The 21,224-nt window shown below is 65.1% G+C and carries 17 protein-coding genes; 8 read left to right on the forward strand and 9 right to left on the reverse strand.

Going from position 1 to position 21,224, the window contains the following annotated elements; translation table 11 throughout:
• Positions 1–66 precede the first annotated feature (66 nt).
• Complete coding sequence (locus RFM41_RS20340) at positions 67–1,587, forward strand: malonate--CoA ligase (RefSeq protein WP_320250303.1); 1,521 nt, start codon at positions 67–69, stop codon at positions 1,585–1,587.
• Positions 1,588–1,695: 108 nt separating this feature from the next.
• Here the strand turns inward: RFM41_RS20340 and nagA are convergent, their stop codons facing one another.
• The 4 genes from nagA to RFM41_RS20360 are packed head-to-tail and all read right to left on the reverse strand — an operon-like array spanning position 1,696 to position 5,538.
• Positions 1,696–2,856 carry an N-acetylglucosamine-6-phosphate deacetylase gene (nagA, locus tag RFM41_RS20345; protein WP_320250302.1) on the reverse strand — a complete coding sequence of 387 codons (1,161 nt, stop codon included), beginning with the start codon at positions 2,854–2,856 and terminating at the stop codon, positions 1,696–1,698.
• Positions 2,853–3,884 carry an SIS domain-containing protein gene (locus RFM41_RS20350; RefSeq protein ID WP_320250301.1) on the reverse strand — a complete coding sequence of 344 codons (1,032 nt, stop codon included), beginning with the start codon at positions 3,882–3,884 and terminating at the stop codon, positions 2,853–2,855. The genes nagA and RFM41_RS20350 overlap by 4 nt, the downstream gene beginning before the upstream one ends.
• Positions 3,881–4,660 (reverse strand): GntR family transcriptional regulator, encoded by a 780-nt coding sequence (locus RFM41_RS20355; RefSeq protein WP_040979934.1) that lies wholly within the window; start codon positions 4,658–4,660, stop codon positions 3,881–3,883. Before RFM41_RS20355 ends, RFM41_RS20350 begins: the two co-directional genes overlap by 4 nt.
• The gene (locus RFM41_RS20360) at positions 4,657–5,538 is read right to left on the reverse strand and encodes a glucosamine kinase nucleotide-binding domain-containing protein (protein WP_320250300.1); all 882 of its coding nucleotides are present in this window, start codon (positions 5,536–5,538) and stop codon (positions 4,657–4,659) included. The genes RFM41_RS20355 and RFM41_RS20360 overlap by 4 nt, the downstream gene beginning before the upstream one ends.
• A gap of 200 nt (positions 5,539–5,738) precedes the next feature.
• Between RFM41_RS20360 and RFM41_RS20365 the strand changes: the two genes are divergently transcribed.
• The 6 genes from RFM41_RS20365 (at position 5,739) to RFM41_RS20390 (ending at position 12,054) form a co-directional block, all read left to right on the forward strand.
• Positions 5,739–6,647, forward strand: coding sequence for an N-acetylmuramic acid 6-phosphate etherase (locus RFM41_RS20365; RefSeq protein ID WP_320250298.1), 909 nt, complete (start codon positions 5,739–5,741; stop codon positions 6,645–6,647).
• A 53-nt stretch (positions 6,648–6,700) separates the two neighbouring features.
• On the forward strand, positions 6,701–7,975 hold the full coding sequence (locus tag RFM41_RS20370; RefSeq protein WP_320250296.1) for an ABC transporter substrate-binding protein: 1,275 nt from the start codon (positions 6,701–6,703) through the stop codon (positions 7,973–7,975).
• 229 nt (positions 7,976–8,204) lie between these two features.
• Positions 8,205–9,134 carry a carbohydrate ABC transporter permease gene (locus RFM41_RS20375; protein WP_320250295.1) on the forward strand — a complete coding sequence of 310 codons (930 nt, stop codon included), beginning with the start codon at positions 8,205–8,207 and terminating at the stop codon, positions 9,132–9,134.
• 8 nt (positions 9,135–9,142) lie between these two features.
• Positions 9,143–9,982, forward strand: a complete 840-nt coding sequence (locus RFM41_RS20380) for a carbohydrate ABC transporter permease (RefSeq protein ID WP_320250294.1) — start codon at positions 9,143–9,145, stop codon at positions 9,980–9,982.
• Entirely contained in the window at positions 9,979–11,040 is a 1,062-nt protein-coding gene (locus RFM41_RS20385) for a Gfo/Idh/MocA family protein (protein ID WP_320250293.1), read from the forward strand. Before RFM41_RS20380 ends, RFM41_RS20385 begins: the two co-directional genes overlap by 4 nt.
• Positions 11,041–11,055: 15 nt before the next feature.
• Positions 11,056–12,054 (forward strand): ABC transporter ATP-binding protein, encoded by a 999-nt coding sequence (locus RFM41_RS20390; protein WP_320250291.1) that lies wholly within the window; start codon positions 11,056–11,058, stop codon positions 12,052–12,054.
• A gap of 279 nt (positions 12,055–12,333) precedes the next feature.
• Here the strand turns inward: RFM41_RS20390 and RFM41_RS20395 are convergent, their stop codons facing one another.
• The 5 genes from RFM41_RS20395 to RFM41_RS20415 form a co-directional block, all read right to left on the reverse strand.
• Positions 12,334–13,179, reverse strand: a complete 846-nt coding sequence (locus RFM41_RS20395) for a fumarylacetoacetate hydrolase family protein (RefSeq protein ID WP_320250289.1) — start codon at positions 13,177–13,179, stop codon at positions 12,334–12,336.
• Positions 13,180–13,357: 178 nt separating this feature from the next.
• Entirely contained in the window at positions 13,358–14,089 is a 732-nt protein-coding gene (locus RFM41_RS20400) for an SDR family oxidoreductase (protein WP_320250287.1), read from the reverse strand.
• Between the two features lie 262 nt (positions 14,090–14,351).
• Positions 14,352–16,727: an aldehyde dehydrogenase family protein gene (locus RFM41_RS20405; RefSeq protein WP_320250285.1), complete on the reverse strand. Its 2,376-nt coding sequence runs from the start codon at positions 16,725–16,727 to the stop codon at positions 14,352–14,354.
• 167 nt (positions 16,728–16,894) lie between these two features.
• Positions 16,895–17,947, reverse strand: coding sequence for a deoxyribose-phosphate aldolase (gene deoC / locus RFM41_RS20410; RefSeq protein ID WP_320250284.1), 1,053 nt, complete (start codon positions 17,945–17,947; stop codon positions 16,895–16,897).
• 154 nt (positions 17,948–18,101) lie between these two features.
• Complete coding sequence (locus RFM41_RS20415; protein WP_320250282.1) at positions 18,102–18,929, reverse strand: ferredoxin--NADP reductase; 828 nt, start codon at positions 18,927–18,929, stop codon at positions 18,102–18,104.
• A gap of 222 nt (positions 18,930–19,151) precedes the next feature.
• Between RFM41_RS20415 and RFM41_RS20420 the strand changes: the two genes are divergently transcribed.
• Positions 19,152–21,224 carry a hydantoinase/oxoprolinase family protein gene (locus tag RFM41_RS20420; protein WP_320250281.1) on the forward strand — a complete coding sequence of 691 codons (2,073 nt, stop codon included), beginning with the start codon at positions 19,152–19,154 and terminating at the stop codon, positions 21,222–21,224.

Genomic DNA, 21,224 nt, shown 5'->3' on the forward strand with positions numbered 1-21,224 from the left:
GGCCGCCAAATCTGGTATTCGCTCGGGCGAGCGCATTGAGCTTTGGCGTGCGCCTTGAGGATCATTATGACCAATCATCTCTTCGGCGCTTTCCGTTCCCATATGCCGGCGCCCGACCGGCTGCTGATGGAGACGGATGACGGCCGATCGATCACCTATGGCGATATGCTGGCGAAATCGGCGCAACTGGCGCATGCCCTGGCGCAGGCCGGCGTCGAGCCCGGCGACCGTGTCGCCGTCCAGGTCGAGAAGAGCCCGGAGGCGGCGCTGCTCTATCTCGCCTCCGTGCGCGCCGGGGCGGTCTTCCTGCCGCTCAACACCGCCTACACGCTGCCCGAGCTCGACTATTTCTTCCGCGACGCCGAGCCGAGGCTCATCGTGTGCGATCCGGATCGTCTTTCGGGCGTCGAACCACTTGCCGCAACGGTCGGCGCCACGGTGCTCACGCTCGGCCGCGACGGACAAGGAACGCTGGCCAGCCAGGCATCGCGGCAGGCGACGGATTTCAGCGATGTCGCGCGCGGACCGGACGATCTTGCCGCGATCCTCTACACCTCCGGCACGACCGGCCGTTCCAAGGGCGCGATGCTCAGCCACGAGAACCTTGCGTCCAATGCCCGCGTGCTGGTCGAGCAGTGGCGCTTCGGCGCCGACGACGTGCTAATCCACGCGCTGCCGATCTTCCACACGCATGGCCTGTTCGTCGCCACCAACGTCATCCTGATGGCCGGCGCGAAAATGCTGTTCGAGCAGAAGTTCGATCCGGCGCGCATCCTCTCGCTGATGCCGCGCGCGACCGCGCTGATGGGCGTACCGACCTTCTATGTGCGGCTGTTGCAGCAGGACGGCCTGACACGCGAAGCGGCGAAGGCCATCCGGGTCTTCATCTCCGGTTCGGCGCCGCTCTTGGCTGAGACGCACAAAGCCTGGCGCGAGCGCACCGGCCACGCCATCCTCGAGCGCTACGGCATGACCGAGACCAACATGAACACATCCAACCCCTATGAGGGCGAGCGGCGTGCTGGCACGGTCGGATTTCCCCTGCACGGCGTCTCGCTGCGCATCACCGATCCCGAGACGGCCAAGCCGCTTCCGCAAGGCGAGATCGGCATGATCGAGGTCAAGGGCCCGAATGTCTTTGCCGGCTATTGGCGCATGCCCGAGAAGACCAAGGCCGAGTTTCGCGACGACGGCTTCTTCATCACCGGCGACCTCGGCCTGATCGACGCCGACGACTATATCCACATCGTCGGTCGCGGCAAGGACCTGATCATCTCGGGCGGCTACAATGTCTATCCGAAGGAGATCGAGAGCGAGATCGACGCGCTCGACGGCGTCAGCGAAAGCGCGGTGATCGGCGTCGCGCATCCGGATTTCGGCGAAGGCGTCACCGCAGTCGTGGTGCGCAAGCCGGGCTCGGCGATCGATGCTGCCGACATTGCCGGCGCCATCGCCGGCCGGCTGGCGAAATACAAGCATCCGAAGCAGGTGATCTTCGTCGACGAACTGCCGCGCAACACGATGGGCAAGGTGCAGAAGAACGTGCTGCGCGAGGCGTACAAGGATATCTACGCCAAGGCCGGCTAACACGAACGTCGTACTGCATGTGGTGAGATCGGCCGCGATCCTTCGCGCCCCCTCTGTCCCGCCAACGTCTGAAGTTTCGCTTTGTCTTAAGGACTACGACGTTGGGGTCTACGCCCCAAACACCTTCCTGCCGCCGATCCAGACATTCCTGACATCCAACCCCTCCGACAGCCCGACAATGTCGGCGGCGGTGCCGTTGGCGAAGCGGCCGAGGCGGTGCGCCTGGCCGATCGCTTGCGCCGGATAAAGCGATGCCATGCGCAAGGCCTCGTCGAGCTCCAGGCCGACGACGCGATGGACGTAGCGCACGGCCGAAATCATGTCGAGATCGGCGCCGGCCAGCGTGCCGTCGGCAAGCCTGAGGCTGCCATCCTTGCGGTAGATGGTGCGGCCGTTCAGCGTGAACGACGTCATGTCGGTGCCGATCGTGGCCATGGCGTCGGTGACCAGCACGATCTTGCCCGGCCCCCGCTTGCCGCGCAGCGCAAGGATCATCGTCGCCGGATGGACATGGATGCCGTCGGCGATGATCCCGGCATAGAGGCCGCCAGTGTCGATCGCCGCGCCCGCCAAGCCCGGCTCGCGGTTGCCGATCTGGCTCATGGCGTTGAAGAGGTGCGTGACCACCGTGGCCCCGGCCTCGGCGAAGGCGCTCGCCGTCGCGTAGTCGGTATCGCTATGGCCGAGGCTGACGATGACGCCGGCCTTGGCCAGCGCCGTGACGCGATCCGGTTCGACCGATTCCGGCGCGATGGTGGTGAGCAGGACGGGAAGCTGTTTGCGCGCCGCAATCAGCGCCGCCTGGTCGGCATCGGTCATCGGCCGGATCAGCGCCGGATCATGCGCGCCCTTGCGGGCTATGGAGAGATGCGGCCCTTCCAGATGCAGGCCGAGGAAGCCGGCCACCTTCTCACGGGTCGCCTCGGCGCCGGCGGCGATGGCGGCGGCGGTGATCGCCGGCGTGTCGGTGATCAGCGTCACCAGCAGTGCCGTGGTGCCGAAGGGCGCATGCGCCCGGCAGATGGTCTCGATCGAGGCGACGTCGGGATGGTCGTTGAGCATGACGCCGCCGCCGCCATTGACCTGGATGTCGACGAAGCCAGGCGTCAGCAGGCCGCCGCCGGTCTCCACGATCGAAACGCCGGACGGAATGGCGCCTGCCGGCAGGATGGCCTCGACCGCGTCGCCCTTGACGACAAGGGCGGCGTTGTCGTGCCAGTCGGCGCCGTCGAAGATGCGGGCGCCGGTGAGTGCGAAACGGTCGCTCATACGGTTTCCGTCACCTTGCGCAAGTTGCGCGGCGTATCGGGGTCGAGGCCGCGATGGCGCGCGAAGGCCTCGACGAAGCCGTAGAAGGACACGATCAGCGGCAGCGGATCGGTCAGCGGGTGGCCGGTGGCGACATGCGGCAGAAGCCTCGCGGCCTTTGCCTTGTCGGAGGTGATGAAGGCGGCGGCGCCCTTGGCCGTCAGGCCGTCGGCCGCCTCGGCGACCGACGGTTCGGACGCATCGCGAGCGGCGAGCGCCAGCACCGGGAAACCCGGCCCGACCAGCGCCAGCGGCCCGTGCATGACCTCGGCGGCGCTATAGGCCTCGGCGTGCATGGCGCAGGTTTCCTTGAACTTCAGCGCCGCCTCGCTGGCGATCGCGGAGGACGGGCCGCGGCCGAGGATGAACAGCGACTGCGGGTTCTCCAGCGCGCCGGCGAGCGCCATCCAGTCGCAGGCGATCGCCTTCTCGAAATGGCCGGGCAGGCCGGCAAGCGCCTTAAGCAGTGCTTGGTCGTCAGTGGCATGCGCCATCAGCGCGAGGCCGGCGACGGCCGAATTGACGAAGGTCTTGGTGGCCGCGACGGAGCGTTCCGGCCCGGCGAGGATATCGATCGCGTAATCGGAAGCCCGCGCGAGCGGCGAGTCGGCCGTGTTGGTGATGGCGACGGTCAACGCCCCGCCGGCCCTTGCCGTTTCGGCCATGGCGACGATGTCGGGGCTCTTGCCCGACTGCGAGATCGCCAGGCAAGCGGAGCCGCGCAGCCTGAGCTTCGCGCCGTAAATGGAGGCGATCGACGGCCCGACCGAGGCGACCGCAAGGCCTGCCGTCAGCTCGACGGCATATTTCATGAAGGTCGCGGCGTGGTCGGACGAGCCGCGTGCCACGGTGACGACGAAATGCGGGTCGCGTTCGCTAAGGCCACGGCCAGCCTCGGCCAAAGCCGAAGCCGAGCCGTCGAGAAGGCGGGCCGCGGCTTCCGGGATCTCATCGATCTCGCGCCGCATATGGGTGGTGTTGGCGCTCATGGCCGGATCTCCTCTCCCGGCCCGGTCAGCCGGAGTTCCGCGACGAAGTCATAGGCGTCGCCCCTGTAGACCGAGCGGGTGAACTCGATCACCTTGCCGCTCGCCAGATAGGAAATGCGCTCGATCTGCAAACCGGCAACCCCCGGCGGCACTTCCAGGAGGCGCGCATCGGCATCGCCGAGATTGGTGGCGGAGATACGCTGCACAGCGCGGACCGGTCGATTGCCGGTCGTGCCCAGCGCCGCATAGAGCGAGGAGCCGATCGCTTCGGGATCGGGCAGGACACTGGCCGAGAGCGCCGCGCGCTCGATCGCCAACGGCGTGTCGTTGGCGATGCGCAGGCGCGCGACACGCGCCACCAGCTCGGTCGAGGACAGGCCAAGCACCATCATCTCGTCCGGCGAAGGCGCGTAGAGGCCGCGGTCGAGCCAGACGGAGCGCACGTTCATGCCGCGGCGCGCCATGTCCTCGGTGAAGGAGGTGAGCCGCGACAGCGACTGCTCGACGCGTTCCATGCGCGGCGCGACGAAGGTACCCGAGCCATGGCGCTGGACGAGGATACCGCCCTTGACCAGGTCCTGCACCGCCTTGCGCACGGTGACGCGCGAGATGTCGGCCTTGCTGGCGATGTCGCGCTCGGAGGGCAACGCGTCGCCGGGGCCGATCAGGCCGCGATTGACCGCTTCCTCGATGCTTCTCCTCAGCTGCAAATAGAGCGGCGCGCCGCTCTGCGAAGATTCCCTCAGCATGGCGAAGATCTGGTCGGCGGCGCTCATCGCGACGCCTCCGAACCGCTGGCGAAGAGGCGCAGGGCCATCTGAACGGCACCGCCGAGCGCATCGTCGAGCGGGGCTTTGAGCAGCGCTTGATAGCGCGCCGACAGGCGCGGCGCATAGAGCGGCGCCAGGCCGCCGAGCAGGCAGAGCGGAGCGTCGTCGGCGAGATCGAGCGCGCCGAGCGAAGCCTCGACATCGGCCACCGCCTTGGCGAGGATGAAGTTGGCGACGACGTCGCCCTTTTCGGCATGCTCGAAGACTTTTGGCGCGAAGCCGCCGAAATCGCCCGGCTTGGCGTTGGTGGTGAATTCGACCACGTCTTCGGGATTGTTGCGGAAGACGGCGAGCATGGTGTCGGTCAAGGCCGAGCCGGGGCGGATGCCGTCATAGGCGAGCAGCGTCTGCTCCAGCAGGTCGCGGCCGATGCGGGCGCCGCTGCCCTGGTCGCCGACCTGGAAACCCCAGCCGCCAATGGCGCGCGACTTGCCGTTCTTGCGGGCCATATAGGCGGTGCCGGTGCCGAGAATGGCCATGGCGCCGTCACTGGGCCCGACCGCGCCTTCGAGCGCGATCTCGGCATCGGTTTCGACACGACTCTTGCTGAAGGGCAGGATCGCCTCGAGCTGTTGCCGGTAGGTGCCGACATTGGCGCCGGCCAGACCGAGGATGGCAGGCGTCTGCGGGATCAGCTCCGGATCATGGCCTGCCGCGAGAAATGCCTGCCTCGCCGCCTCGACGATATTGGCGCGGGCGCCGGTGAGATCGGTGCGGATGTTGGCGGCGCCGCTCTTGGCGCGGCCGACCACGGCGCCGTCGACGGTCGCAAGGGCCGCCCTGCAGCTGGTGCCGCCGCCATCGATGCCAAGCACGAATTTCACGTGATTTTCTCCTCGGCCTGGATAATACCAATAAAATACCAATAGCCAAGGGTTAATTTCGGTTCAAAAAAGATTAAGCCGTATTTTATTGAAAACCCACGTTAATTTGCCGGCAAGCGAGTTCCCCGATCCGAAATTCGTTAATGCGTGTGGACAAGTGGTATTTTTTTGGTATTGTTCGCTCAGTTGGAGGAAAACGGATGGCCGAGACGCGCACGGAGGCGCTCCACCAGAATGCCGAGGGGCTGGACGTCCAGGCCCCGGAAGCCATTCTGGCGTTCCTGGCCAATGCCCAGATCGAGGCCAGCAAGGCTGTGCACGGCGCCATTCCGGCGATCGCCGTTGCCGCCGAACTCATCGCGAAGCAACTGAAGAGCGGCGGCAAGCTCGCCTATGCGGCGGCCGGCAGCTCCGGCCTGATGGCGGTTGCCGACGCGCTGGAACTGCCCGGCACCTTCGGCATCGCACGCGATCGCATCGCCATCCTGATCGCCGGCGGCGACGAAGCCTTCCGCACGCTGGCCGGCGGGCCGGAGGACGACACCGATGAAGCATCGGCGGCCGTCGCCGCGGCTGACATCGGCAAGGGCGACTGCCTGATCGCCATTTCCGCCAGCGGCTCGACCCCTTATGCGGTCCAGGCGCTCCAGGACGCGCGCAGCCGCGGCGCCGCCACCATCGCCATCGCCAACAACCGGGGCGCCGTGCTGTTCAAACAGGCCGACGTCGCCATCCTGCTCGAAACCCCGCCGGAGCTGATCGCCGGCTCGACGCGCATGGGCGCAGGGACCGCGCAGAAGATCGCGCTCAACATGCTGTCGACGCTAGCCGCCATCCATCTCGGCCATGTCCATGACGGCTACATGGTCAATCTCACCGCCGACAACATCAAGCTGCGCGACCGCGCCGTGCGCATGGTCGCCGCCATCAGCGGCAAGAGCCGCGACGACGCCGCCCGCCTGCTCGAGGAGAGCGGTGGTGTCGTCAAAACCGCCATTCTGCTCGCCGCGGGCGCCGCCAACGCCGACGCGGCCGAGAAGATACTGGAAGGAGCCGGCCAGAAGCTTCGGCCGGCGCTTTCCGCGATCGAGGGGAGCAAGGGGCGCTGAGCCCCTGTTCTCATCAAAACCGAACCTGAAAAAGGTCAACAGGGAGACTGAAGATGAAGACCAAACTACTGACGGCCCTTCTGCTCGGCACAAGCATCCTCGGCACGGGCATCCTCGGCACGACCGGGATGGCTCTGGCCGAGGACGTGACGCTCAACATCGAAAGCTGGCGCGGCGACGACCTGACCATCTGGAAGGACAAGCTGATCCCGGCCTTCGAAGCCAAGAATCCCGGCATCAAGGTGGTGTTCGCGCCTTCGGCCCCGACGGAGTATGACGCGGCGCTGGGCGCCAAGCTCGCCGCCGGCTCGGCGGGCGACCTGATCACCTGCCGCCCCTTCGACAAGTCGCTCGAGCTGTTCAAGAAGGGCAACCTCGCCGACCTTACTTCGCTGCCGGGCATGGAGAACTTCTCGCCCGTCGCCAAGTCCGCCTGGCAGACCGATGACGGCAAGTCGAGCTTCTGCGTGCCGATGGCCTCGGTCATCCACGGCTTCATCTACAATAAGGATGCCTTCGAAAAGCTCGGCCTCAAGGTGCCGACGACCCGCGACGAGTTCTTCGCCGTGCTCGACAAGATCAAGGCCGACGGCACCTACATTCCGATGGCCATGGGCACCAAGGACCTCTGGGAAGCCGCGACCATGGGCTACCAGAACGTCGGCCCGAACTACTGGAAGGGCGAGGAAGGCCGCGCTGCCCTGATCAAGGGCGAGCAGAAGCTGACCGATCCTCAATGGGTCGAACCCTTCAAGGAACTGGCGAAGTGGAAACCGTATCTCGGCGACGGCTTCGAGGCGCAGACCTATCCGGACAGCCAGAACCTGTTCACGCTCGGCCGCGCCGCCATCTACCCGGCCGGCTCGTGGGAAATCGGCCTGTTCAACACCCAGGCGCAGTTCAAGATGGGCGCCTTCCCGCCGCCGGTCGAAAAGGCCGGCGACACCTGCTACATCTCCGACCATACCGACATCGGCATGGGCCTGAACGCGGCGTCGAAGCATTCGGAAGAGGCCAAGAAGTTCCTCTCCTGGGTCGCCTCGCCGGACTTCGCCACCATCTACGCCAACGCGCTGCCGGGCTTCTTCAGCCTGAACTCCTCGCCGGTGAAGATGGAAGACCCGCTGGCGCAGGAATTCGTCTCCTGGCGCGGCAAGTGCAAGTCGACGATCCGCTCGACCTACCAGATCCTGTCGCGCGGCACACCGAACCTCGAGAACGAGACCTGGGTTCAGTCGGCCAACGTGATCAACGGCACCGTCACTCCGGAAGACGCGGCCAAGAAGCTGCAGGCAGGCCTCGACAGCTGGTACAAGCCGGCGAAGTAAGAGCATCAAACAGCGACGCCGGCCGGGCGCGAGCCCGGCCGGCGTTCAAACAGTCCCAGATAGCGATTGTCGGCGCAGCCTCCCGGTCTTACCCTCGATCTCGCGGGGAAGACGGAGCCGATCTGTCGCTGGCCTTGTCTTTCCTGCGAAGGGGACTGTCAAGCCGTGCATCGAGGCATCAGCTAGCATCACCTGAACTGGAACCCAGAGACGGCGGGGAACCGAACTCATGGCTGCAGAACCGCGACCGAAAAGACCGATCCGCTGGCATGTCGGCGTCTTCCTGGCGCCGGCGGTGCTGGTCTACACCGCTTTCATGATCCTGCCGTTGTTCGGCACGCTGCAGCTTTCCCTGTTCCGCAACGTCGAGCAGTCCCAGGTCTTTGTCGGTCTCGGCAATTTCCGCACCCTGTTCGGCGATCCGAACTGGTCGGTGAATTTCTGGAATGCGCTCAGGAACAATGTCTGGTTCTTCATCATCCACATGCTGGTGCAGAACCCGATCGGCATCCTTCTGGCGGCGCTTCTCTCCAGCCCCAAGCTGCGCTTCACCGCCTTCTACCGCACGGCGATCTTCGTGCCGACGATCCTGTCCTTCGTCATCGTCGGCTTCGCCTGGAAGCTGATCCTGTCGCCGATCTGGGGCGTGGCGCCGCATCTGATGGATTTCGTCGGCCTGAAGAGCTTCTTCACGCCGTGGCTCGGCAAGGAGCAGTATGCGCTGACCGCGCTCAGCCTGGTCTCGGTCTGGCAATTCGTCGGCATCCCGATGATGCTGATCTATGCAGCACTTCTGTCGATCCCCGACGAGGTGATCGAGGCGGCCGAATGCGACGGCGTCACCGGCATGGCGCAGTTCTGGAAGATCAAGCTGCCGCTGATCCTGCCTTCGATCGGCATTATCTCGATCCTGACCTTCGTCGGCAATTTCAACGCCTTCGACCTGATCTACACCGCGCAAGGGGCGCTTGCCGGGCCGAACTATTCGACCGACATCCTCGGCACCTTCCTCTACCGCGCCTTCTTCGGCTTCCAGCTGCAGGTCGGCGATCCCAATATGGGCGCGGCCATCGCCACGATCATGTTCCTGATCATCCTCGCCGGCGTCTGCGTCTACCTGTTCCTCGTGCAGACGCGCCTGCGTCGCTACCAGTTCTGAGGCGCGCCATGAGCACAGCCACACGTTCGCTTCCCCGTACCATCGGCGCGCATGCGATCCTTCTGACCTACACGGTGATCGCGCTGTTTCCGGTGATCCTGGTGGTGGTGAACTCGTTCAAGTCGCGCGCGGGCATCTTTGGCGCGCCGCTGACACCGCCGACGCCGAAGACCTTCGACCTGATCGGCTACACCACGGTGTTCGGCCAGGGTGACTTCTTCCATTATTTCCAGAACAGCCTTGTCGTCACCGTGCTCTCGCTGTTCTTCGTGCTTTTGTTCGGGGCGATGGCCGCCTTCGCGCTGTCGGAATACCGCTTCCGCGGCAACACGCTGATGGGGCTCTACCTGGCGCTCGGCATCATGATCCCAATCCGCCTCGGCACCGTGGCCATCCTGCAATTGATGGTGGCGACCGGGCTGGTCAACACGCTGGCGGCGCTGATCCTGGTCTACACCGCGCAAGGCCTGCCGCTGGCGATCTTCATCCTGTCGGAATTCATGAAGCAGGTGTCCGACGATCTGAAGAATGCCGGACGCATCGACGGGCTTTCGGAATACACGATCTTCTTCCGCCTGGTGCTGCCACTGGTGCGGCCGGCCATGGCGACGGTCGCCGTCTTCACCATGATCCCGATCTGGAACGACCTCTGGTTCCCGCTGATCCTGGCACCTTCGGAAGCGACCAAGACCGTGACGCTCGGCGCCCAGCTCTTCCTCGGCCAGTTCGTCACCAACTGGAACGCCATCCTGGCGGCGCTCTCGCTGGCGATCCTGCCGGTGCTCATCCTCTATGTCATCTTCTCGCGGCAGCTGATCCGCGGCATCACGTCGGGAGCGGTAAAGTGAGTGCAGAAAAACCCCTTCGCGTCGTCGTCGCAGGCCTCGGCAATATGGGCCGCAGCCATGCGCTGGCCTACCATACCAATCCGGGCTTCGAGATCGCCGCGCTCGTCAACCGGTCCGACGTGCCGCTGCCGGAGGGGCTTGGGCGCTACGGCATCAGGCGCTCTTTCGAGGATGCGCTGCGCGACGAGAAGCCGGACGTCGCGGCGATCGCCACCTATTCCGACAGCCATGCCGACTATGCGGTGCGGGCCTTCGAGGCCGGCTGCCATGTCTTCGTCGAGAAGCCGCTGGCAACGACGGTTGCAGACGCACGGCGCGTCGTCGACGCCGCCAAGGCCAACGGCAAGAAACTGGTGATCGGCTATATATTGCGTCACCATCCGTCCTGGATCCGGCTGATTGCCGAGGCGCGCAAGCTCGGCGGCCCGTATGTCTTCCGCATGAACCTCAACCAGCAATCCTCCGGCCACACCTGGGAGACGCACAAGCAGCTGATGCAGACGACCTCGCCGATCGTCGACTGCGGCGTGCATTATCTCGACGTGATGCTGCAGATCACCGACGCGAGACCCGTCGAGGTGCGCGGCATGGGCGTTCGGCTGACCGACGAGGTGGCGCCGTCGATGTACAATTACGGCCATCTGCAGGTGCTGTTCGAGGACGGCTCGGTCGGCTGGTACGAAGCCGGCTGGGGTCCGATGATCTCGGAAACGGCCTTCTTCGTGAAGGACGTGATGTCGCCCAAGGGCTGCGTCTCGATCGTGATGAAGGAGGGCGTGAAGTCCGACGACATCGACACCCACACCAAGACCTCGACCATCCGTCTGCACAGCGCCGCGACCGGGCCCGACGGCAAATTCGCCAGGGAAGACCAGCTGCTGTCGATGGAAGGCGAGCCGGGCCACCAGGAGCTCTGCGATCTGGAGCAAGCCTTCCTGCTCAAGGCCATCCGTGAAGATATCGACCTCACCCGCCACATGGACGATGCCGTGAAATCGCTCGCCGTCTGCCTCGCCGCCGACGAGAGCGTGCGCAGCGGCAACGCCGTGAAACTCTAGAACAGGAACGAAGCCGTGGGCTCGCTGAAGATCGAGAATGTGAAGAAGGCTTTCGGGCCGGTCGAGGTGCTGAAGGGCATCGACCTCGAAGTGACGGATGGCGAGTTCGTCGTCTTCGTCGGCCCGTCCGGCTGCGGAAAATCGACGCTGCTGCGCGTGATCGCCGGCCTGGAGGACTCGACCTCCGGCCGCGTGCTGATCGACGGCACGGACGTTTCCGTCACGCCGCCGGCGAAACGCGGCATCGCCATGGTGTTCCAGACCTACGCCCTCTACCCGCATCTGACGGTGAAGAACAACATGGCGCTGGGCCTCAAGCAGGCCGGCACGCCGGCGGCCGAGATCGAGCGCCGCATCAAGATCGCTTCCGCCATGCTGTCGCTCGAGCCCTATCTCGAGCGCCGGCCGGCGGAGCTGTCGGGCGGCCAGCGCCAGCGCGTCGCCATCGGCCGCGCCGTGGTGCGCGAGCCGAAACTGTTCCTGTTCGACGAACCGCTGTCGAACCTCGACGCGGCGCTGCGCGTCAACACCCGGCTGGAGATCGCGCAACTGCACCGGCGGCTGAAGGCGACGATGATCTACGTGACCCACGACCAGGTCGAGGCGATGACGCTGGCCGACAAGATCGTGGTGCTCAATGCCGGCCGGATCGAGCAGATCGGCAGCCCGATGGAGCTCTATAATTCGCCGGCCAACGAATTCGTCGCCGGCTTCATCGGTTCGCCGAAGATGAATTTCATCGAGGGCGCCAGGCTCGGCGAGACAGCCAAGACCATCGGCGTGCGGCCGGAGCATCTGACGGTCGATACGAAGTCCGGCGCCTGGAAAGGCACGGTCGTGCATGCCGAGCATCTCGGCGCCGACACCAACCTCTATCTCGACTGCGAGAAGGCGGGACTGATCACCGTGCGCATCTTCGGCGTCTACAATGCCGAGCCGGGTTCAGTGCTCTATGCGACGCCGGATGCGGCGAAGACGTACCGGTTCGGGGCGGATGGGAAGGCGCTGAAGTAGTCGCTTCTTTCCTCTCCTCGATCGACGCTACGGCATGCACGCATCTTCCGTGAGTGGCGTGACTTATCGGCCGAGCCTTGATTGCCCACGTGGTTCCCCCAATCCGTCGCTGCTTCGCAGCGCCACCTTTCCCCCCTCCGGAGGGAAAGGAAGGGAGCGTTGCTAGACGAGCGTTGACGGCAAAAAGCCTGGCGCCTTTCCTCTCCCCCGTCGATCGGGGGAGAGGTGGCTCGGCGAAGCCGAGACGGAGTGGGGGTCGACCAGCGAAAAAGCCTGCGCTTACGCGTCAGCCTTGAACGTCTGCTTCTGCTGGCCGAGCCCCTCGATGCCAAGCTCGACGACGTCGCCGGCCTTCAGGAACACCGGCGGCTTCATGCCCAGGCCGACGCCGGGCGGGGTGCCGGTGGAGATGATGTCGCCGGGATGCAGAGACATGAACTGGCTGAGATAGGAGACCAGATACTTCACGCCATAGACCATGGTCTTGGTCGAGCCGTTCTGCATGGTCTTGCCGTTGACGGTCAGCCACATCTTCAGGTTCTGCGGGTCGGCGACCTCGTCCTTGGTGACCAGCCATGGGCCGGTCGGGCCGAAGGTGTCGCAGGACTTGCCCTTGGTCCACTGGCCCTGGCGCTCGGCCTGGAAGGCGCGCTCGGACACGTCATGCGCGACGGCGTAGCCGGCGACATAATCCAGCGCGTCGTCCTCCGAGACATATTTCGCCGTCTTGCCGATGATCACGCCGAGCTCGACCTCCCAATCGGTCTTGACCGAACCGCGCGGAATCAGCACGTCGTCATCGGGCCCGACGATCGCCGAGCTTGCCTTCATGAAGATGATCGGCTCGGACGGCACGGTGGCGCCGGTCTCGGCGGCGTGGTCGGAATAGTTCAGGCCGATGCAGATGAACTTGCCGGTGCCGGCGACGCAGGCGCCCAGGCGCGGCTTGCCGGAGACCAGCGGCAGCGATTTCGGATCGAGCTTGGAGAGCATCTCCAGCGAGGCTGGATGAAGCGCCGTGCCGGCGATGTCGGCGACATGAGCGGAAAGGTCGCGGATGTTCCCATCCGCATCAAGCAGGCCGGGCTTCTCGCTGCCAGCTTCGCCATAGCGCAACAACTTCATCTCAACTTTCTCCACCTTGCGGCCAAAGGCCGGTTTTGCAAATTCCCATCAAAGCCAGCGGACCGTAGTCGCCGACCACACCGGCGGCAAGCGCGCCATCTGTTCGAGCCGGCCAAACCGGCAGGATTTTCAGACGCTTCGATCCAACCTTCGCCGACAACCCTTTCCGAGCCTTTCGTCAGATCGACCAGCCGCCGTCGATGTTGTAGGTCTGCCCTGACGTGTAGGTTGCGCCGGCAAGGTAGACGGCGAGATCGGCGATCTCCTCCGGCGTGCCCAGCCGGCCCATGGGCTGGCGGGCGATGAAGGCCGCGCGGGCAGCCTCATAGTCGCCCTGCGCATGCATGCGGTCCTGCAGCGACGGGCTTTCGACCGTGCCGGGGCAGATGGCGTTGCAGCGGATTCCTTTAGCGACGTAATCGGCGGCGACCGCCTTGGTCAGGCCGACCACGGCAGCCTTGGTCAGCCCATAAACGAAGCGGTTCGGCACGCCCTTCTGCGAGCTTGCCAGCGACGCCATGTTGATGATCGAGCCGTCGCCGCGTTCCAGCATGCCGGGCAGCACGGCGCGGATGGTGCGGATCATCGAGCGGACGTTCAGGTCGAGCGCGAAGTCGAGGTCCTCGTCCTTCATCTCGAGGATCGAACCGCCATGGACGAAGCCGGCGCAGTTGAACAGGACATCGACGCGACCGATCTCGGCGAAGGCAGCAGCGACGGCCGCGTCGTTCAGCACATCAAGCTTGCGGGTCTTGATGCCGGCAGTCTTGCCCAGCTCGGCCAGCAGCGGCCCGTTGATATCGGTGGCGTGAACGGTCGCGCCCGCCTTGGCGAAAGCCAGCGCGCTCGCCCGGCCGATGCCTTGCGCCGCCGCGGTGACGACGACCACTTTACCTGCCAGATCCGCCATGTTTTTTCTCCTCGCTGCCTTTCCGGACGGAAAACCGCTCACGCTTTTCCGGGAATTGCTCTGATGCGTCCGCCTCTATCGACGACCGGCCCTAGCGTCGTGTGCCAGACAGCCGGCATCGTGCGGTCAGATTTCCGCTTCACAGATAAAGATGTTTTTTCTCGTTAAAGAACACGCGAGCGAGCGTCAAGCCCGAGGCGATCACCTTCGCGACAGCGGCCGAAATGGTTCGGCTGCGCGGCGTGCCTCAGGCCGGGATGCCTCAGTCGCCATAGGGCACCCAGATATTCTTGACCTCGATGGCGCGGCGCAGGAAAGCCTCGCCGGCGGCCTCTTCTGATGCCCAATCAAGGGTGCGGCCATTGCCGGTCCAGACGCGCTTGAGATTGCCGATGGAATCGGCCTCCGCCTTGGCGCAGGTGTCGGCATCGGCGAACACCCAGAGCCCGTCGACGTCGTCATGCTTGGCCAGCACGCCGGCGAGCTCGGCGCTGCGGCCAGTGACGATGTTGATGGCGCCGGCAGGCAAGTCGGAATATTCGATCACCTGGTAGAGGTCGGTGGCCAGAAGAGGATGCCGCTCCGACGGAACGGCGACCACGGTGTTGGCCATGGCAAGCGCCGGCGCCACCAGCGAGATGAAGTTGAGCAGCGGCTGGTTGTCCGGCGCGACGATGCCGACGACGCCGACCGGCTCATGCAGCGCAAGCGTCACGACACGAGCCGGCGGCTGATGGACACGGCCCTCGAACTTGTCGGCGAGGCCGGCATAGAGGAACAGGCGCTCGATCGACTGCTCGACCTCCTCGCGCGCGGCCTTCGCCGTAACGCCGGTCAGCTGGACGAGGCGTGCCGCGAACTCATCGGCGCGGCCCGAAAGGTTCTCGGCGAAATAATAGAGCACCTGGCTGCGGTTATAGGCGGTCGCATCCGGCCAGGCCTTGCAGGCACGGGCAGCGGCGACGGCGTCGCGGATGTCCTTGCGGTTGCCGAGGCCCACCTCGCCGGCGAGCTTGCCCTTGGCGGTGGCGACGCCGAGCGAGTAATTGCCGTCCGGGCGCACCTGCTTGCCGCCGATGAACAGTTTTGCGGTGCGGTCGATGGCCAACCCGTCGGCCTGCTCGACCGGCTGCGCCGAGCCGGCCGCGGCCGGCTTGATGGCCGCGCCGACCGGCAACTTGGCCGAAAGGTACTCGAACATGCCCTCGCGGCCGCCTTCACGGCCAAAACCGCTTTCGCGATAGCCGCCGAAGCCGCAGGCGGCGTCGAACATGTTGGTGCCGTTGACCCAAACGACGCCGGCCTTCAGTTGCGGCGCGACATGCAAAGCGAGATTGACGTTCTCGCTCCACACCGAAGCAGCAAGGCCGTAGCGCGTGTTGTTGGCTAGCTCGATCGCTTCCTCGGTGTTGCGGAAGCTCATTGTCGCCAGCACCGGACCGAAGACCTCCTCCTGCGCCAGAATGTTAGCCGGCGAAACAGATGTCGCCAGCGTCGGCAGATGATAGTAGCCGGTCGTCGGCACGGCAGCGTCCGGCTGCCAGCAGACGGCGCCCTGCTTGGCGCCTTCGGCGATCAGGCCCTTGACGCGGTCGAGCTGGGTGCGGTCGACCAGCGGGCCGATATCGGTGTTCTTGTCGAGCGGGCTGCCGACGCGCAGCCGGCTCATCCTGACCTTGACCTTGGCGATGAAGGCTTCAGCAATGCCCTCCTGCACCAAAAGGCGCGAGCCGGCGCAGCAGACCTGGCCCTGGTTGAACCAGATGCCGTCGACCAGACCCTCGACGGCGCTGTCGAGATCGGCGTCCTCGAAGACGATGAAGGCCGACTTGCCGCCAAGCTCCAGTGACAATTTTTTGCCCGATCCGGCCGTCGCCTTGCGGATGATCTTGCCGACTTCCGACGAACCGGTGAAGGCGATCTTCTGGATGCCGGGATGATTGACGATGGCAGCACCGGCCTCAGGGCCACCCTGGACGATGTTGACGACGCCTTTCGGAACGCCCGCCCGCTCGCAGATCTCGGCAAACAGGATGGCGGTGAGCGGCGTGAATTCGGCCGGCTTCAGCACCACCGTGCAGCCGGCGGCCAAGGCCGGCGCGATCTTCCAGGCCAGCATCAGCAGCGGGAAATTCCACGGAATGACCTGGCCGACGACGCCGACAGGCTTGTGGTGGGGAAAATCCTTCTCCAGCGTCTGCGCCCAGCCGGCATGATGGATGAAGTGGCGGATCGCCAGCGGCACGTCGATGTCGCGGCTCTCGCGGATCGGCTTGCCATTGTCGATCGATTCCAGCACCGCGAACAGGCGCTGGTGGCGCTGCATGGAGCGGCCGATGGCGTAGAGCACTTTTGCGCGGACGTAGCCTGAGCTGGCGCTCCATTTGGGCAGCGCCTTTGCAGCCGCCGCGACCGCGGCGTCGATGTCGGCGGCGCAAGCATCCGAGACCTTGGCGAGCAGCTTCCCGGAGGACGGCTCGCTGGTCTCGAAGGTCTTGCCGCTTGCCGCCGCCTTCCAGGCGCCGTCGATGAACAGGGCTTTGGAGAAATCGCGCCCGGCCAGCCAGGCATCGGCCTCGTTGCGGGCTTCCGGCGCCGGTCCGTATTCCATGGCGTGATAACGTTCGAGGATGTTCATGGGGTGCCTCCTTTACCCTCCCCCTTGCGGGGAGGGTCGATCGGCATTGCCGATCGGGGTGGGGGTAAATGGCTGATGGTTTCGTTCATTGGACCGGCTGATCTGGTTCTTACGACCCCCGCCCCGCCGCTGCGCGGCGACCCTCCCCACAAGGGGGAGGGTGGGTGCTACGCCATCGCGTGGCGATGGTTGGCCGAATAGTGGCCGGTCAAATGGTGCTCGAGCTGGCGCTCGATGTCGGTGAGCAGGCTGGAAGCGCCGAAGCGGAACAGGTTCGGCTCGAGCCACGGCCGGCCGAGCTCTTCCTTCATCAGCACCAGCCAGTCGAGCGAGACCTTTGCGGTGGAGATGCCGCCGGCCGGCTTGAAGCCGATGAGATAGCCGGTTTCCTCGAAATAGGCGCGGATGGCGCGCACCATGGCAAGGCCGACAGGGAGCGTGGCGTTGACGCTTTCCTTGCCGGTTGAGGTCTTGATGAAATCGGCGCCCGCCATCATCGCCACCATCGAGGCAAGCATCACATTGCGCAGCGTGGAAAGGTCGCCGGTGCCGAGGATGACCTTGAGATGCGCATCGCCGCAGGCGGCACGCATGGCGACGATCTCGTTGAACAGCTCGCGCCACTTGGCGCCGTAAACCAGGCCGCGCGGAATGACGACGTCGATCTCGTCGGCGCCGTCCTTGACCGAGGCCTCGATCTCCTGCAGACGGGTCGACAGCGGTGTGAGGCCGTGCGGGAAGGCGGTGGAAACAGCTGCGACATGGACGCCGGTGCCGCGGAGGGCCTCGACCGCGGTGGCGACGAAGGGGTGATAGACACAGACCGCTGCCGGGCGGATGGTCTCATCGGCGATGCCGAGACCCTCGACGATATCCCGGCGCAGCGGGTTGATCGCCTTGGCGCAGAGCCGGCGCACCCGCTCGTCCGTGTCATTGGAGTTGAGCGTTGTCAGGTCCATGCAGGCGATGGCCCGCAAGAGCCAGGCGGCCTGGTCGTCGGCCTTGATCGAGCGCCGCTTGGTGAGCGTCGCGACCCGACGTTCCAGCGCCGAGCGGTTGACGCTGCGCACCGATTCCAGGAAGCCGAGATCGAGTTTCATGCCGGGATTGCGGGCAATACCGTGTTCCAGCGGCAGCGGCGTGTTGGCGGCGGCGCGCGGCGGCAGCGGCATCACCTTGGACGCGCCTGCGCCTGCGCCGGCCTCGCGGATCGTGCTCATCTCCTGCCCTTTCACTCAGCGACCTCAGCCGAAGATAACTCGCGAAATTGTCCTTCACGAGTCCTTCAGTGGGTCATAGCGGAAAAAGGCAGCGAAAGCAGCTGATTCTTGACCGCATGGTCAAAACAGCCACTCGGCAGAACGGCGGTGCCCCTCAGCCGACGAAGGCGCGTTCGACGACGAAGCTTGCCGGATGGCTGAGCGAGCCTTCCTGGAAGCCGAGGCTTTCGGCGAGTTCCTTGACGTCCTTCAGCATATGCATCGAGCCGCAGATCATGATCCGGTCGGTCTCGGGGTTGAGCTTGTCGATGCCGAGGTCGGAATAGAACTTGCCCGAGCCGATCAGCGCGGTGATGCGGCCCATGCGCGCCGACTCCTCGCGGGTCGTCGAATTGTAGAGCGTGACGCGGCCGCCCGTCAGCTCGCCGATCAGCGGGTCGCTCTCGAGCCCAGCCACCAGTTCCTGGCCATAGGTGAGCTCGGCATTGTCGCGGCAGGTGTGGGTGAGGATGACCTCGTCGAACTTTTCGTAGGTATCGGGGTCGCGCAGCAGGCTGGCGAAGGGCGCGATGCCGGTGCCGGTCGAGATCATGATCACGCGCTTTGCGGGTGTCAGCGCATCAAGCACCAGCGTGCCGGTCGACTTCTGGCGCATGATGACGGTGTCGCCGACCTCAATTTTCTGCAGCTCGGAGGTCAGCGGACCGTCCGGCACCTTGATCGAGAAGAATTCGAGGTCATCGTCCCAAGCCGGGCTCGCGACCGAATAGGCGCGGAAGATCGGCTTCTCGGCGTTGGGCAGGCCGATCATGACGAACTCGCCAGAGCGGAAGCGCAGCGACTGCGGGCGGGTGATGCGGAAGGAGAACAGCCGGTCGGTATAATGCTTCACCGACACGACGGTCTCGGCATAGACATTGGCCGGGATCGGGAACTGCAGCGGCCTTGCGCCGGCGACGTTCAACGCGGATGTCGTGTTCATTCCAACCCAACTTTCCGGCCCAGATGGAACGCACTGGGCGCCAAACCTTCTCCTGCACGTCCGAACGGTCAGGTCCCGACGTGCCTCTCACACACTGCCAAGCAGTAAGCCCTTGTGTCAGAAAGTTATTAGTATACAAACGATCTTCGGGTCAAGATCGCGGCATAAAACACCTTTCCAAACTGGGACATGTCCGTAGTTTTAGCATTTCGGGTTTCGACAATGGATGAGAAATTTTCGGCGTCGGCGGGAAATGTTGTCGCAGGCATCGATGTCGGCGGAACCTTCACCGACCTGCTCTTGATCGACGGCAAGGCGGGCGGCAAGGTGCATATCGCCAAGACGCCGACCACGGTGGAAAACCAGGCATTCGGCGTGGTCGCCGCGCTCGGCGCCACCGGCGTTCCGATCGACGGCATCGACCTCATCGTTCACGGCACGACGACCACGACGAATGCCGTGCTGGAACGACGGCTGGCCAAGACCGGCATGATCACCACGCGCGGCTTTCGCGACGTGATCGAGCTTGGACGGCGCACAAGGCCGCAGGCCTATGGAATGACGGGCACTTTTGTCCCCGTCATTCCCCGCGACCTCCGGCTCGAAGTGTCGGAGCGGGTCGAGGCTTCGGGCTCTGTCCGCATTCAACTCGACGAAGCCGAGATGCGCGAGGCGGTCAAAAAACTGCTCGACGCCGGCTGCGAGTCGCTGGTCATCCACTTCCTGCATTCCTATGCCAACCCTTCGCATGAGCGGCGCGCGGCGGAGATCGCGGCGGAGCTCTGGCCGAACAGCCACATCACCACCGGACATGCGCTGCTCTCGGAAGCGCGCGAGTTCGAGCGTGGCGTGACGGCTTCGGTCAACGCCTCGGTTCAGCCGATCCTGGAGCGCTATGTCGAACGGCTGCGCAAGGAGCTGGCGGCAAAGGGCTACGCCCGCGATTTCCTGATCATGAACGGCAATGGCGGCATGATCTCGGCCCGCTTCGTCACGCAGGAATCGGCAAAGACCGTGATGTCCGGCCCGGCCTCAGGCGTGATCGCCGCCGCCTATACGGGAAAACGCGCCGGCTTCGGCGACCTCGTCACCTACGACATGGGCGGCACCTCGACCGATGTGGCGCTGATCCGCAATGCCGAACCCGCCGTCTCGAACGAGATCGAGATCGAATATGCGATGCCGATCCATGTGCCGATGGTGGCGGTGCACACGGTCGGCGCCGGCGGCGGCTCGATCGCGCGCGTCGACGCCGCCGGGCTGATCCAGATCGGCCCGGAAAGCGCCGGCGCCAATCCCGGCCCGATCTGCTACGGGCGCGGCGGCGTGGAACCGACGATCACCGACGCCAATCTGGTGCTTGGCCGGCTGGCGCCGAAGAAATTGCTGGCGGTCGACAACCCCGTCACCGTCGAACGCGTCACCGGCATTTTCGAGGAGAAGATCGGCAAGCGCACCGGCCTCTCCGGCGTCGAGGCGGCGGGCGCAATCCTGAAGCTCGGTAACATGAAGATGGCGGGCGCCATCCGCATGGTCTCGGTCTCGCGCGGCCATGACCCGCGCGATTTCGCGCTCTTCGCTTTCGGTGGTGCCGGGCCTTTGCACGCGACGGCGCTCGCCCGCGAGCTCGGCCTGCCGCGCGTGCTGGTGCCGGCGCGGCCCGGCATCACCAACGCGCTCGGCTGCGTGGTCGCGGACCTGAGGCACGACTTCGTCAACACAATCAACCAGCCGGTCAAGCTGCTCGACGAAGCTGCGCTTCGCGAGTTGTTGGAACGGCACCGTAACGAAGGCGAGGCATTGATTGCCAAGCAAGCGGTGAAGCCGGATGCGATCCGCGTCACCCATTCGGCCGACATGCAGTTCGTCGGCCAGACGCACATCATCAACGTGCCGTTGCCCTCCTCGTCGGTTTCACGAGAAACGCTGCAGCTTCTGTTCGAAAAGGCCTATTTCGCGCGCTTCAAGGTCCAGCTGCCGGAAATCCGTGCCAACCTCGTCAACCTCAACACCTCGGTCATCGGCGTGCGGCCGCAGATCGACCTGTCGAAGCTGATCGATCCGGCAGGGCGCGCGGCAAAGCTCGAGGAAGCACAGCGCGAGGTCCGGCCGGTCTGGTATGGCGGGCGCTGGCACGACACGCCGGTCTATGCCCGCGAAAAGCTGCCGCTGGACGCTATCATCGAAGGCCCCGCGATCCTGGAGCAGATGGACGCCACGACGGTGCTCGAACCAGGCGACCGCGCACGCTCGGACGCGGACGGCAACATCATCATCGACATCGGCGAGGTCTAA

Origin of the sequence: Mesorhizobium vachelliae, from assembly GCF_033977325.1 — a bacterium.
Classification (GTDB): Bacteria; Pseudomonadota; Alphaproteobacteria; order Rhizobiales; family Rhizobiaceae; genus Mesorhizobium; species Mesorhizobium vachelliae.